This window comes from Methylobacterium indicum, from assembly GCF_001043895.1.
Taxonomy (GTDB): Bacteria; Pseudomonadota; Alphaproteobacteria; order Rhizobiales; family Beijerinckiaceae; genus Methylobacterium; species Methylobacterium indicum.
Window position 1 is genome coordinate 1 of the sequence record NZ_JTHF01000176.1, and the last position, 13594, is coordinate 13594.

Annotated in this window: 9 protein-coding genes and 1 pseudogene; 5 read left to right on the forward strand and 5 right to left on the reverse strand. The window is 59.9% G+C overall.

Annotated features, from left to right (window positions below):
- The first annotated feature begins 472 nt into the window (after window positions 1–472).
- The 3 genes from QR78_RS20500 (at window position 473) to QR78_RS34270 (ending at window position 4081) form a co-directional block, all read left to right on the forward strand.
- Complete coding sequence (locus QR78_RS20500) at window positions 473–1603, forward strand: hypothetical protein (protein ID WP_125901329.1); 1131 nt, start codon at window positions 473–475, stop codon at window positions 1601–1603.
- Window positions 1604–1610: 7 nt separating this feature from the next.
- Entirely contained in the window at window positions 1611–2855 is a 1245-nt protein-coding gene (locus tag QR78_RS20505; protein WP_048429429.1) for a DNA cytosine methyltransferase, read from the forward strand.
- 104 nt (window positions 2856–2959) lie between these two features.
- Window positions 2960–4081, forward strand: coding sequence for a hypothetical protein (locus QR78_RS34270; protein WP_125901327.1), 1122 nt, complete (start codon window positions 2960–2962; stop codon window positions 4079–4081).
- Between the two features lie 148 nt (window positions 4082–4229).
- On the opposite strand, the gene QR78_RS34275 is transcribed toward QR78_RS34270, so the two are convergent.
- The 3 genes from QR78_RS34275 to QR78_RS20515 all read right to left on the reverse strand — a co-directional run bounded on the left by QR78_RS34275 (window position 4230) and on the right by QR78_RS20515 (window position 6475).
- On the reverse strand, window positions 4230–4421 hold the full coding sequence (locus QR78_RS34275) for a hypothetical protein (protein WP_125901324.1): 192 nt from the start codon (window positions 4419–4421) through the stop codon (window positions 4230–4232).
- Window positions 4422–5462: 1041 nt separating this feature from the next.
- Window positions 5463–5828 (reverse strand): hypothetical protein, encoded by a 366-nt coding sequence (locus tag QR78_RS20510; protein ID WP_048429430.1) that lies wholly within the window; start codon window positions 5826–5828, stop codon window positions 5463–5465.
- Window positions 5828–6475: a ParA family protein gene (locus QR78_RS20515; RefSeq protein ID WP_048429431.1), complete on the reverse strand. Its 648-nt coding sequence runs from the start codon at window positions 6473–6475 to the stop codon at window positions 5828–5830. The genes QR78_RS20510 and QR78_RS20515 overlap by 1 nt, the downstream gene beginning before the upstream one ends.
- Window positions 6476–7701: 1226 nt before the next feature.
- On the opposite strand from QR78_RS20515, the pseudogene QR78_RS20520 reads away from it, so the two are divergent.
- A pseudogene (locus QR78_RS20520) lies at window positions 7702–8022 on the forward strand (transposase); the annotation flags it as partial.
- A 661-nt stretch (window positions 8023–8683) separates the two neighbouring features.
- Here the strand turns inward: QR78_RS20520 and QR78_RS20525 are convergent.
- The gene (locus QR78_RS20525; protein WP_048429433.1) at window positions 8684–9322 is read right to left on the reverse strand and encodes a recombinase family protein; all 639 of its coding nucleotides are present in this window, start codon (window positions 9320–9322) and stop codon (window positions 8684–8686) included.
- A 205-nt stretch (window positions 9323–9527) separates the two neighbouring features.
- Complete coding sequence (locus tag QR78_RS20530; protein ID WP_048429434.1) at window positions 9528–9737, reverse strand: hypothetical protein; 210 nt, start codon at window positions 9735–9737, stop codon at window positions 9528–9530.
- A 1381-nt stretch (window positions 9738–11118) separates the two neighbouring features.
- On the opposite strand from QR78_RS20530, the gene QR78_RS34280 reads away from it, so the two are divergent.
- Window positions 11119–12276 (forward strand): D-alanyl-D-alanine carboxypeptidase family protein, encoded by a 1158-nt coding sequence (locus QR78_RS34280; RefSeq protein WP_158004058.1) that lies wholly within the window; start codon window positions 11119–11121, stop codon window positions 12274–12276.
- Window positions 12277–13594: the final 1318 nt, after the last annotated feature.

Below are 13594 nucleotides of genomic sequence, written 5' to 3' on the forward strand. Positions count from 1 at the left end.
GACTTCAATCGGCGTTGACAGACGCCCTCGCAGCGGTTGGAACGGGGTTGGGCTGCCTGTCACGCAGACGGTCGATTGTGTGATGCCGTAGCCTACTGCTGGGATTAGGAACTCCGATCTCCGGTAAAGGGTTGATACGAAAGAAGTTCCTGCTGAAATCAGCCCCTGCGCGATGGCGCTTAGCGTACGTGTTTGAACATCCTCTGCGATGACCCCGTTCCGCCACGCGCTGAGAGCGGCGAGCCTTGCGCAGGGGCATTGGCTCGGGGGCAAGGCGACTGCAACTGATTGCAGTTTCGCCTCCCCATGGGCACGACGGTCCTCAAGGCCGAAAGGGAGGCCTCGCTGGCAGGATGCGCATATCATCTGGGGCGGATGGGTAGCGCGCTGATCGAGGAAGAGGCCGCTCATGATCTTAGGCCTGCGCAGGTACAGGGTTAGCCGTGCGGGGCGCGAGCCGCTGCTTGCATTCATGCTGGACAGCCTGCGTGGGGCTGGCTGCCGCATCCTGTTCGCCTCGGACGCGAGCGAGGCCCCTTTCGTCATCACCTTCGAGACACGTAGCGGTGAGCGCCTTGGCATTGTCGCCTATGCCTTCACCGCCACACGCACCCCGACACGAAATCGTCCAGCAGACGAGCGCAGCTTCCAGATCAAGTACGGCTCGAAGGAGCTGGATGAGCACGGTCTGCCCGCAGTCCATGCCCTGTGGCAGGACCCGCTTGGCCTCTTCACGACGCTGCTGATCGGCATAGACCCAGAGGACGGCTTCTTCGTCGCGGCCGACCCGGAGATGCACAACCCGACCAAGTTCTTCATCAGGTTCGAGTTCAAGGATCGGCACGCCGATGCGATCCAGCAGGAGGGCTGGCACGCTTGGGAGCGTGATCGGTCGGGCCCGTTGGCAGAACCGATCGAGACCGTCGTCGGTGGCACCAAGGATCACTTCCTGGATCTCGTGAGGTTCGAGCGCGCTGCCAAGGGGTTGCCGCCGGGTGATCGTCAGCTTCTTGCGGAGCGCCGCGAGCTGTTCGCCGAGGCTGCACCGGCTGATGAGAAGGCCGCAGAGGCAGATATCGCCGCGCTGCATCCGCTGGTCGAGGAGTTTCAGCTCGCCCCCAGCCAGATCCTGGAGCTGATCGCAAGCGCTCGCCGCCTCAAGATGGCCGTGCGGGGCTGGGTAGCAGAGGTGAAGCTGCAAGAGGTGCTGGCGGCCACCCCGGGGATCACGGCCTGCGATCGGCTGGACGAGGAAGGAGGGCCAGACCTGCGCGTGAGCTGGCGCGGCGGGCCGCTGCTCACCCTGGAATGCAAGAACGTGCTGCGGAAGCCGAACGCTGCGGGCCTCGCGCGGATCGATTTCCAGCGCACCCGCGCGTCAAAGGAGGACCCCTGCTCGCGCTACTATGCGCCCAGCGACTTCGACATCGTCGCCGGATGCCTCCATGCGGTAACGGAGCGGTGGGAGTTCCGGTACATCCTGCCGACGAGCCTGGACGGGCACGCCCGGTGCACGGGCAAGCTCGCCAGCAATGTCCTGGTGGGTGGCCTGTGGAGCGCAGATCCCGGCCCCGTGTTCGAGGCGGCGTATGCCAAGCTATGATGGGCTGATGAAGGCGCCTGTTGCGATCAGTCTGTTCAGCGGCGCTGGGGGCCTTGACTACGGTTTCGAGGCTGCCGGCTTCCGCACCGCGGTCGCGCTGGAGCTGGACCAGCGCTGCATCGAGACACTACACGCGAGCAGGCCTTGGCCCGTCATCGGCAAGGATATCGCCCAGGTGCGGACCGCTGAGCTTCTGCAAGCTGGAGGGCTGGCGGCAGGTGAGGCGGATGTCCTGATCGGCGGGCCACCATGCCAGCCCTTCAGCAAGGCCGGGTTCTGGGCCACCGGCCAAGCCCGGCGGCTAGACGATCCTCGCGCCTCGACGCTGGACCACTACCTGCGCGTTCTGGCCGAGATGCAGCCGCGCGCCTTCCTCCTCGAGAACGTCGAAGGACTCGGCTTCAGAGGCAAGGATGAGGGCCTGCGTCTCATCCAAGAGGCACTTTCAACCATCAATGCGCAGGCCGGTACGAGGTATGCGGCCTCGGTCGCAGTCCTGAATGCCGCCGATTATGGGGTTCCGCAGCTCCGCCGGCGCCTGTTCATCGTCGGAGCCCGGGATGGCACCCCGTTCCAGTTTCCGAGGCCTACCCACGCTGACCCGGAGGCGCTGGACTGGACCGCTAACAGCGATCGTTGGCGCACGGCTTGGGATGCTCTTTATGACCTGCCGGAACCGAATGACCCTGGGCTGATAATGCAGGGCAAGTGGGCCAGCCTGATGCCCTCTATCCCGGAGGGCCAGAACTACCTCTGGCACACGGAGCGCGGTGGCGGGGAGCCGCTGTTCGGGTGGCGCCGCCGATACTGGTCATTCCTCCTGAAGATTGCCAAGGACAAGCCATCCTGGACGCTGGCGGCGCAGCCCGGACCGGCAACGGGGCCCTTCCATTGGTCGGGCCGCCGGTTGTCCATGCAGGAGATGGTCCGTTTACAGACCTTCCCGGGCGACGTGCAGGTTGCCGGCTCCCTGGCCGATGCCCAGCGTCAGCTTGGCAATGCCGTTCCGTCGCTGCTGGCAGAGATCCTGGCTCGGGCGATCCGGCAGCAGATCTTAGGGATGCCCCTACCCAGCGAAGCGCCTATCCTTGCCGTTGGGCCAGCTCCGATCCCAACTCCTCGACCGGAGCGCGTCGCGAAGGTCCCGCGTGCCTACCACGCGCTGCGCGGCCAGCATGAGGCTCATCCCGGGACGGGCAAGGGTTACGGTGCGGTCGCTCGCGCCTCACGCAATCTCCTGCCAGCCGAGTAGGAAAGCCATCAAGAGATCGCGCAGCGCATCAGTGTACCATATGGAGCCGATGCGCCAGTTGCGAGTGTTACAAACCGCCAACGTGATCACGAGATAAGGTCTTCATGCATTTCGACCCAAACTACCACGAGACGTTTCTTCTATACCCGGCCGTCTTCAGGTCCGTGATAGCGATCGGCGCGGGGCTGGACCTCGATCAAGCCTATGTGAGACTAGCGGATTGGAGCGGTCCGATCGGATCCTACGAGTACCAAATGCTCATAGCGGCGCTACGCGACCCTGGTCTATTCGGTGACGAGGCGCCGAGCGCCGCGGCGATGTACATGGCAGCTCTCCAGCAGGCGCAGGCGCGCTTTGCGGCGCGCGATTGTCACGTCCCGACTCGCGAAGACATCTTGTCTGGGCTGTTTCGTGGCGCTCTCGCTGACTCGCTACTCCATGTGAACGACCAAGTGGAAAGCACTACCTATAAGACCGGACGCTCGTCACGCATATATGCCTTCGTGCTGGACCTCACCCTTCGGGGTCGTGAGACCAGGACGGGGGGAGATTTCGCCCTCTTGCTGGATACATCTCCGCATCCTCACCAGAGCCGGTTCCTCCCAATCTGTCTACAAGCGAAACGGACACGCGCTGTCGCGCCAGCGCGCGCGGTCGATCTCCGACGGGCGACCCCGAAGCTCAAAAACGCCGATCAGGAGCAGGTGGCGCCCTCCGACGGTACGCATCAACTTGATGCCCTTAAGGAAACACGCAAGCTATTCCCAGCCGCTTATCTCATATACGATAATTCAGACGAAGTAAATTTCCAACAACCTGTATTGCCCATCGTCAAGGACATCAATCATCTAGACAAGCATGAGAGCGCGACTCTGAAGGCATGTCTCGACACCAGCGTGGTCGACTTGGCGTTCTATGTCAGGCACCTGCTTGCTGATGATCAGGAACACGTCAACGGTGAGGACGAGTTGCTGCGGGTCCTCGAGCACCTGAGCCGCGGTCAGGTGGACCATCTCGTGACATTGACAACCAACGCCGACTTCCCGCTTCGTTACGCGATTCTCCGAGACAAGTTGGTCGCTAAAGGTGTGCAATGGCCGGACGGCGATCTTCTTGACTTGCAAAGTGTCAGACTCAGACCGAACGGCCCTCCCGATGTGAAGAAGGCCTTCGAGACGGAGAACGCCTTCGCGGAGGCGTTCGCTGCTCGAACGCCATGCCCTTGACCACGACGGCATCGCACTACCCGGAGCCTCGGAAGCCCGACAGACTGCCTCTCGACTGAGGGTGCCACAGGGACGCGCTTGAGACCTTCCGAGAACTTCCGGAAGGTCTCATAGGGTGTTCCCGACAGGCCATTATGCGAACGCGCTGTCAGCCCATCTGCTTCAGGAGGCGTTGATCCGCTTCAATCTCCTTTTGTGCGTTCTGAGCTTCGACTCTTGCGTAATGTGCAGATCCTGTCTTATCTTCATTCATTGCATGTAAGGCCCAATTCTCTGCCTTATTCATAGATTTCAATTCTTTATCGAGTTTTACTTCAATATCTTTCAAGGAATTGCTCACGAAACACTCCCTCCGACAGCCTTTGCCCATCGTGCCAGAGCTGCCTCAAGAGGGCTACTTGGCGCCGTGAGATTCTGCTCACCCATAATCAACCCCCTCTCCGAGGAGTTTTGATTATGGGCGACTTGGGCTGGAGGCATGGGCCTGGAGGCCGCTAGGTTGGCCGTAGGCGCCCGTTCGGCAGTCGGACGGGAGATTGGCCGCCTTGCCGACGCAGCGGCTCCACGGGCCGCCTGAGCACGGGCGTTGGCCCTGCCGAACTCGACAGCGAATTCCTCCCCGAAGCGATGCACGATCGCCCGGCGCTGTAGCCCGGTTTCCGTGCGCTGGTAGCGCCGGCCGGCATCCGGCTCATATCGGGCGAGGAAGCCCACCTCGACTAGGACCGCGAGGGCGCCGCGCACCCGGGCTTCCGTAAGGCCAAGGGCTTCGTGCTCGGCCAGTGCCCGCCGGTCGATCGGGAACGCCGCCAGGAGCTTCCTGGGGGCGCTCCAGAACCGTGCGAGGAACACGGCCAGGGTGAAGGCCGCCTCACGGTTGCGGAAGCCCGCCAGCACGACCGTAAGACGGTCTTCGACCACACGGGGGAGCTTGTAGGGGCCGGCCGCTGTCGGGGCCCACTGGCTTCCGGGACGGCGTGCTGGCGGTAGCGGGCAGGCAGGCGCAACCGCGCCCGCTCTTGGGGCGTGCTTCATCGTTCGGTCCTCTCGGACCGCGGCAGGCACAGGCACGAGAAGGCCCGTTCACGAACTTGGCGGTTCGTGTTGACACCCGTCTAGCGGGGAGGCATCCTCGGAGGTGGTTATGGTCCTTCCAAGGACGCCCTTTTGGGCCGGCGGCTCTCTCAGTTTGGCGACTGGGGGAGCCGTTCTCGTTTCAGGTCAGGTCCGCGGCGCTGATGATCTCCAGGGCGTGACTCGCCCAAGGGGCGAGCGTGACCGTGCAAGCGTTAACCGTCAAGCCGCCCATCCCCCCGGCCACCATGGCCCGCGCCAGCGCTGGATTCAATCCATAAACAAGCATGACACTATCTAGCGTCATTCATTTTCCTTTCTTGTCGAAAGCTGCAACTGCCAGTTCGACCACCTCGGCGAGGGAGATGCCCCGGGCGTAGGCGATCCGGCGCAGGGTCTCATGGGTGTTGGGCTTGATGCGGGTTGCGAAGGGCTCTCGGCCGGTGCGGCGCAGGGTCCGGCCGTCGATCTTGCCCGGATCGAACGTGGGCGCGGGCGCCGGAGCTGGTGTGGGAGATGGCATCGGAGCAAGGGCCGGAATGGGCTCGGGGGCCGGTGGCGCGGCCGGCGGGGTGACCACCTCGGGCTCGGGCTCAGCTACGTCCTGCGCAGCCATCATGCGGGCGACGGCCTCCGCATCCATCCCGGCCTTCTTCTTGGGCTTGGTCGTCATCACATCGTCTCCAGGCGGGTACGGACGGCATCGGCGAGCGCACCGAATTCGATCGCAGAAGGCGAGTCGGCCGGAACCACCTCGCCTCCCGAGAGGCTGTCGGCGACGACAGCGCGCAGGGTGATCGGGGGCGCCACCGGCTCGGTCAGGCCCGCGAGCGTACCGACCACGTCGCGGCCCGCCCCGGTGCGGCGATCGACGCGGGACGGCACCACCAGGATGTCGGGCCGGCCCCGACCTCCGGCCTTGCGGTGGCGCCGGACGATACCGACCGTCTCAGCCGCGCCTCGCACGTCGAGCATCGAGGCCCCAACCGGCACCAGCACTAAGTCGGCGATGGCGATGACGGCCCCGAAGGCCGCGCCGAGGGCGCCCGGCGCGTCGAGCACCACAAAGTCAGCATCAGCAGCGCGCACGGCCTTGCTCCAGGCCGCAACCGCGCTCGCCTCGACCTCCTCAAGGAGCAACGGGGTGACCGTGTAGGGCAAGGCGCCCATCTCGGCGACGGCGGCAGCGTGTCCGGCCGGATCCGCATCGATAACGACGACCTTGGCGCCACGATGGACGAGCACCGCCGCGAGGTTGAGCGCGATCGTCGTCTTCCCGACGCCCCCCTTGGTGGAGGCCAACCCGATCAACTTCGCCATGCACCGCCGAGAACACAATCTTGCGGCTAGATAGACGCAAGACGGTTTCTTTCTTTGAGCATGATAGGGGACAGCATGGGAAGCGTCGAGGGCCTAGATGAACCAATCGCTAGTCGGATTATTCACTATTCGTTCTAGTGGCAAGACGAGCTGCCATGCTGCCACCGACCTCAAGACCGAAGGGGCCAAGCCGACTGTCCGAATTCCCCTTCGTGGTGGTCCGGGTCGACGCCGTAACGAACCGAACGACGTTCGTTGACAGCTTTGTAACAAGCCTACCTTCGGGCGCAAACAGGAAGATACCGATACACGACATCCATCCCTGGATAGTTGAATGACTTTCGCCTCTGGCCTCGATCCGTGCGAGCACCGCGCTTGCCTGTGATCCATACGTGTCATCGCCCGTGCATCCTTGGCCCGCGGGGCGCTGCGCTCTCCACTGTGCTCGATGCATCTCTGGCCTCAACCTCGTGGCGAGGACGGCGATGCTCGGACTTGGTGAAGCTCTGTACCCAACCCTATCTCCGGCCGGCTCCACCGGCTGCGGTAGACGGGCCAGTTCGTGCGCTCGGGCCTCTCTGCACCCAACCCCGGAACCCATCGGCCTCTGGCCTCTGGCCTCAACCCGTCCTCTGGACCCAACCTCGGGGCGGATCTCGTGACCCTCCTCCTCTGAGGGGGAGGATGCTCTGGTGGCTCACGTGGGGACCACCCCCCTCTGCGGTAGATGTGTGCTCGGCTAAGGCGGCTGCGCGGAGTCTGACGTGTCCCACTGGGCCTCAGGGGCTCACGGTTGGGTCCAGATCGGTCCCTTGTTACCAACTGTTACCTACTTGTTACCAATATAAGTGTTGGTAACAAGCCTAACCCATTGAGAAATCATCGCTTTTTAGAAATCTGTTAGGTACACCTGCAAAAAGCCTGATCTGATCCATGTACGAAGCAGATATATGTTTTTTGGCTTCGCCGCTTTTGGCCGGGGAGGGGTGGGGACAAAAAACATATATATGCGCGCACATATAAGCAGATGACCAAAATTGCAGGTGTACCTATCACATTTCCTGAAAGGGCTTCAAAAACAATCACTTAGCTCTGTTACCAACACTTATTTTGGTAACAAGTCAGTAACACTTGGTAACAAGGGCGAGGGCGCCCGAAAGCTGGTCAGCCCCCATCGGAGTGGTTCGCGCTGAAGTATGGCTTTGAGCCGACGGAGGACGGACGCGATGGGAACGAAGAAGCACAAGCCGGAAGAGGTCGTGGCCAAGCTGCGGCAGGTGGACGTGCTGGTCTCGCAGGGGCAGAGCGTGGCAGACGCGATCCGGGCGATCGGCGTGACCGAGGTCACGTATTACCGCTGGCGCAAGGAGTTCGGCGGGCTGAAGTCCGACCAGGTGCGCCGGATGAAGGAGCTGGAGACCGAGAAGCAGCGGCTGCGCAAGGCGATTGCGGATCTCACGCTCGACAAGCTGATCCTGCAGGAGGCCGCCCGGGGAAACTTCTGAGCCCCGCGCGCCGGCGCGCCTGCATCGAGCATGTCCGGACCGTGCTGACGGTCCGTCCTCCGTCGGCTCAAAGCCATACTTCAGGGCGGACCACTCCTATGGGGGCTGACCAACAGCACGACAACGCTCCGTTCGGGTGTCGACGCCGCTTGCTCCATTCCGAGATGCAAATCACTCCAAGCGAAGGCCATGCAGAGCACCACACAGAGTACGAAATCGCAATTTCTTGAGAATTATGCGAGGATATTACGATGTTATTTGACAGTTTTGTCTACATTAGATTTTATATAGATGAATTTTCGCCATGCATATAATGCAAACCACTGTCGTTGGGTGGAACACAAATGATTTATTCCTGACAAGCCGCTTCCTTAATTGAAAGATTGCGCGGCCTTTAAAGAGTCTATGAACCCGCGTCTAGCCGATATTACATTCTGCACCCAACCCATTACCCCGGAGTCGTGTGGGACACGTCATTCCACCGGTAAGGGCGCTTACCTCTCCCTTGCACGACACGAGGTTTGGTATCGGTAGAGCAGAGATGCGCCTGTAGGCCGCTGGGTGTAAGTTTAGGTAAATATATTGATAATTTACTTACGACGCTATACCAGCAAGTGTCTCGGACAACGGCCCCGGGGTGTACTCCCCGCCATGGGTCCCCCGACCTTTTTTGCTGGTGAAAATCAGCGAATGCCAGCGCGACCTATTGCACGCCCCACCTGGCGAGCGCGGCCTCAGCGTCAGCTGGATCCCCCTGAATGCGATAGATCGCGCCACGGCTCAGACCAGTATCCCTGGCGATGGAAGAGACTCCTACGCCCTGGGCGAGCTGAGCGCGCACAATGTCGAGCTGAGCGCGGCTGTATGACGGTTTCCGGCCTCGGTAGGCGTCATCCCGGGCCTTGGCGTGGGCGATGCCGGCGCGCTGCGCTTCCTTGGTCGCCTCAGCCTGCGCCTGAGCCATCGCGCTCATGAAGGCGATCAGCGCATCCCGAACCGCCTGTTGCATCGGGTCCTTGGTAGCACCGTCGAACGTCAGCCCGTTGATGACCGTGCGGACGATCACGCCGCGGCGCATCAGCTCCCGGATGGTGTCGGTCACGTCTTGGTAGTCGCGGCCGAGCCGGTCGACCCACCGGACCACGAGCACGTCACCGTGCCGGAGCATGTCGAACAGGCGCCGGCCCTGCGGCCGATCGGCAAGCCGGGTGCTGACACCGCTCACGCCCTCGTCCGCCACGACCGCATCAATCGCGAAGCCCGCGGCCTCAGCCTGGGTGCGCTGGTGAGCGGCGGTCTGCTCCGTGGTGCTCACGCGGGCGTAGAGAATAACCTGGGACATGCGGCGAAAGCGTCCGTTGAAGTGACGTCCGCATAAAGACTTGTCCGTTGGTCAAAATCAACCCTAGTGGACAGGGTTTCGAACGGCCGCAGCGCTGTCCGCTGCGGTATGCCCATACGGACGGCATCGGCCGCGCATAGCTCGATCACTGTCAGTCTTGGGAGCGCTGGCGCCTTCAAGAGGGCCACGAAGGCTCATGGGAGTTCTACACCTGGTCCGTCTGAGCGGCGGCCATACACCATGCGTCGCGCTCCGCCTCGAGGACGACCAGTTGAGCTTGAAGCTCCTTGATCGTGGCGTGCAACTCGCCGGCATCGACAGCCAGTTCCACGCACTGCTCCTGCGCCTCGGCAAGTGCGAACCGCAGCTCGGCGTTCTCGATAGCGAGGGCGAGCAGATCGGTTTCAACACTCATGCACGGTCCGGCCCTGGCTCGGATCGTGCCGAGCCGCATCGTAGAAAGGAGCAACGGCAACGGCAGGTCAGAACGTCGCCGTCGCTCTCGCCGGTTCGGGAAGCCCCTGTTCGGCTCTCGGGTAAAGTCGGCCAGGCGTCGTTAACGAAACGTAGCGGGTGGCTGGCCGGTCTGTTCAGGGGTGAGGACCTACCGCCGTGCAGTCGGCGCGCTGGCCAGGTGCGCGGTATCGGTTCCACTGGGCTCCAAGATGGCAAGGCAGGGCGCGCTCCAGACCTCGGGATGCCCTGTAGGGAACGTGTTTCAGCCAGGCAGGGACCGGTCCATTAGAGCAGGCCTCATTGGACCGGCCCGGCAGATCGACCGGCCGATTGGGCAAGCATTTTCCTGACATGTGAATGGCTGACAGGGTTTCCTGACATCCTCCGCTACGCGCAGCTCTCGCGTAAGGTGCGTCAGCCCTGGCCGACCTACCAGCCCGTCAGGAACGGGTCGTTTTTCTTACATTCAGGATTGACCTTGAAATGGCCATGGCTCGCTACGATATTAGGGTCAGGTCTTGAGCAGAGGGGTTGTCTCACGGTCGGTGTTCGCGGGGCTAAGTGGCAGGTTAGGGAGGCTCGTTGTCTTCTTCACTGTCTTAACCTTGGCAATCACGATCCCGAACCTAGAGGGTATCTCAATGTTCGAAAATCTAACTGACCCATCGACCCGTACCGGCGCATTTCTTATCGGCTTCACCGCAAGCACAATTGCCAACTTAGCACCGCCTCTGTGACAACCTGAACATCGCAAGACCCGCCGCACAGAATTTCCGGTACGCATGATGGACACCCCGGGAGAAATCCCGGGGTTTTTCATATGCGCTATACATTCGTAAAGGACATTATCACCCTGGCAGGGGGCGCACGCACCTTCCGCGGGGAGGGGTGATCCGAACATGAATGACGGGCGGGGGAAGGGTGTCAGCCTGAGATGATCGTTCGCGGGCACGGGCGAATGAGCAAGGACGGATATTGTGATTTAAGCGGTCTGCTGGACAGAATTCGTTTTAAGTCATGAATGATATTTATCGAACCAGCTCTGCCGTAGTCCGATGAAGGTACACCCTAAAAGTACTATCTTGAGCCTGAGTTGTGGACGGGCAGGAGAGGCGGTCGCTGGGGCCGGTCGGGTACTCATGTCTCGTGAGCTATGAGCACTGGCAGTGCAGAGTTTTACATCAGACTTATGGGCCGATCAAGGAGCCGAAACAGCACCGGCCGGGAGCTGGTTTGAAACTCATGAGTTTTCAATCCGGCCGATCTTGACTTTTTCGCCACTACCGATGCTCCTGAAGAAAGCCGATGGGGTAACCCCAAAGGACGTTCGGCGTCCGTGTATGATCGGTGAAGGAGTCGTCATGCAAAGCGCTACTCAACTAACCAAACTTAGCGTTATAACTAATAAATCCGACTTTCCAGACATGAGTGTAGATTTGCTATCTAGCTCTATACCCACAAAAAGCTTCAACATATTTGGCGATTTGCCTGAAGGCCCCCCTCTTCAATACGATGGGAAGTATGACCAAAAGGCAAATGATCTTGAAAGTGTTGCGAAGCAGAATTTTATCCAGGCGGACGAAGCATACTGGCGCGCTACGAACGGAAACGCACACATTCAAATTAATAGCGGAAGAAGAAATGTCAGGCATCAAGCGGAACTTTGGTTAGGGTACAACGAGGGACGCCCTGGTTTCAACAAAGCGAACTTACCAGGGTGCTCATTGCATAACTATGGGACGGCAATCGATATTGTCAGAACTGGAAACATAGAGTGGATCGAAGCGGCTCTTAATAAGTTTGGCTGGGAACGCACTGTAGATGATGAAGGATGGCACTATGAGTGCCTAACTTCCCCAGCGCATAGTAGAGTTAAGCCTACAATCAATGCACTTAGAGCTGGTATTGCGGGTCAATGGGCTCAAGCATATTTTCAAACAAAGAAATTAGAAACAAAACAACTTGAAATGGGCAATCGACTCAAGCCAATAGTCGAAAAATACCAGTCGGAAGCTGCGATTTACAACGCAGCATCAGATCAGCATAATTCACAAGCCCAGGCGTGGATATCTCAGGCTAATCAATGGCTTCAGGACAATGATTACTGGAAAAATAGGCTGGATGATTTTGATTATAGAGTCCAGCAAACCAATGAACTAGCAAATCGCGTCAATAGTATGCCTCCTGGAGTTGATAGAGATAGGCTGTATTATCAATGGCTACAGATGAGTCAACAGCTTGAAAACGAGCGTCCGGGCCTTGAGGCTGGTTTCTCAGCCCACAATAGACGCGGCGAGACAATTGCAGCCGAAGGCAACCGGCTGAAGCAGCAGAAACAAAGACTAGATCAAGAATATGATAGATTGGAAAAAGAACTTCAGAATATTTCCAATCAAATCGACGAATATGATCGCCTGGGCAGGGAGATAGCGGAGAAACGTTCAAGCATGAATGACTTGCTTTCTCAAATAGAACAGACGGTCGCGGGAGTGGGGTAAATGCTGGCATCTAAGACAGCCGTTTTGAGACGCATGGCAGCGGGGTCCAAATAGAAACGCAACAGGACCTCAAGCTGTCTCAAAAAAGGTCTCGAAACGAGGGTCTCATTCTCTTACGCTCGCGATAGAGGTGTTCGGGGAATGCCTTCTGGGTGAAAGGCGGCTGTCAAAGCCGGTTCGGAAAAGGTCAATCCATATCGGACTGACAGCCCCGGTTCTCCTCTCCACACCCTAAACGGATCAGTTGGTGACATGAGCCATAGACGGGAGGGGGAATGGCGACACCAGGTCAGTCCCTTGACGCATACGACCCTTTCGCCATCTTTGGTCGAACGGCTATCTCCCCATGACGTCTAACAGGGCTAGAGAATGATTGCGTACCGGTTCCCAGTCTCCTCGACACACCGCAACGCCACCGTCCTGGCGGAACTTATTCAAGCGTCCGGCACAAGTTCGGTCCGAATTTTTGCGACGATCTCAGACCCCTCAACCGCCGAAGCTTCAGATGGGGCTGAGACCAATTTTCCTCTTATGGCTGCAATGGTCGATTATAAAATTCCTGTCATTGACGCTATGATGACTATTATCTTCGATGGTGTCTTTCTCACAGCACAACGGTCGCCGCGGTCTGCAGAAATTAGCGATGTTCTCAATACTGCGATCGAGCATGGAGGAGTTGCCTTCGGGACCGAAGCCGTTCCATTCACGTCGAGCTTGTCTCCGGAAGAGGCGATCGCCACGTTGATGCGTGTTCCGACAGCCAAGCTAACGGAGGAGTCACGCAGAACCTTCTGGTCGATGTTATCGGGCATGCCGGAGAAGGACCATAGGACACCAACCCGCTCAGCTTAACTCTAAGGGGACCGCTCCCGCCCGCTTTAAGTCAAACTGAGCGGGTTTTGCCCTTTATCTTGGGCGGTCTCCCACTGCTGCACCCCAAAGGCACCACTCTTGGGCAAGAGTTTGGGACAGGGAAAGCGGGCGGCTGCCGGGGGCTGCCCGGCTGCTCACATCTCGTGAGTTGTGAGCACGCGCCGGAGGCGAGTTCCGCACCGGACTTCTGGACCAGCCAAAGGGCTGAAACTGCACCGGCTGGGAGGCGGTGCGAAACTCATGCGTTTTGCACAAAGCGGCAGCGCCAGGTTCCATACGCTCCCTTATGGGGTCATCGCAGAATGTGTCCCAAAACGTACGCTAAGGGGCTCGGGGTGAGCATCGCCCCGACGGTAGGGGGACTTCGTCACGAAACCGGCTGTAGGTTGGCGGATCATAGACAGCGAGACGGGTTGAGTGACGCTGTAGCCGCCGGTGTGAAACT

Bases quoted from the DNA above. Each gene is read 5' to 3' on its own strand.
- QR78_RS34270 (WP_125901327.1), top strand. From the start codon at position 2,960: ATGCATTTCGACCCAAACTACCACGAGACGTTTCTTCTATACCCGGCC.
- QR78_RS20500 (WP_125901329.1), top strand. From the start codon at position 473: ATGCTGGACAGCCTGCGTGGGGCTGGCTGCCGCATCCTGTTCGCCTCG.
- QR78_RS20510 (WP_048429430.1), bottom strand. From the start codon at position 5,828: ATGACGACCAAGCCCAAGAAGAAGGCCGGGATGGATGCGGAGGCCGTC.
- QR78_RS20505 (WP_048429429.1), top strand. From the start codon at position 1,611: ATGAAGGCGCCTGTTGCGATCAGTCTGTTCAGCGGCGCTGGGGGCCTT.
- QR78_RS34280 (WP_158004058.1), top strand. From the start codon at position 11,119: ATGATCGGTGAAGGAGTCGTCATGCAAAGCGCTACTCAACTAACCAAA.
- QR78_RS20515 (WP_048429431.1), bottom strand. From the start codon at position 6,475: ATGGCGAAGTTGATCGGGTTGGCCTCCACCAAGGGGGGCGTCGGGAAG.
- QR78_RS20525 (WP_048429433.1), bottom strand. From the start codon at position 9,322: ATGTCCCAGGTTATTCTCTACGCCCGCGTGAGCACCACGGAGCAGACC.
- QR78_RS20530 (WP_048429434.1), bottom strand. From the start codon at position 9,737: ATGAGTGTTGAAACCGATCTGCTCGCCCTCGCTATCGAGAACGCCGAG.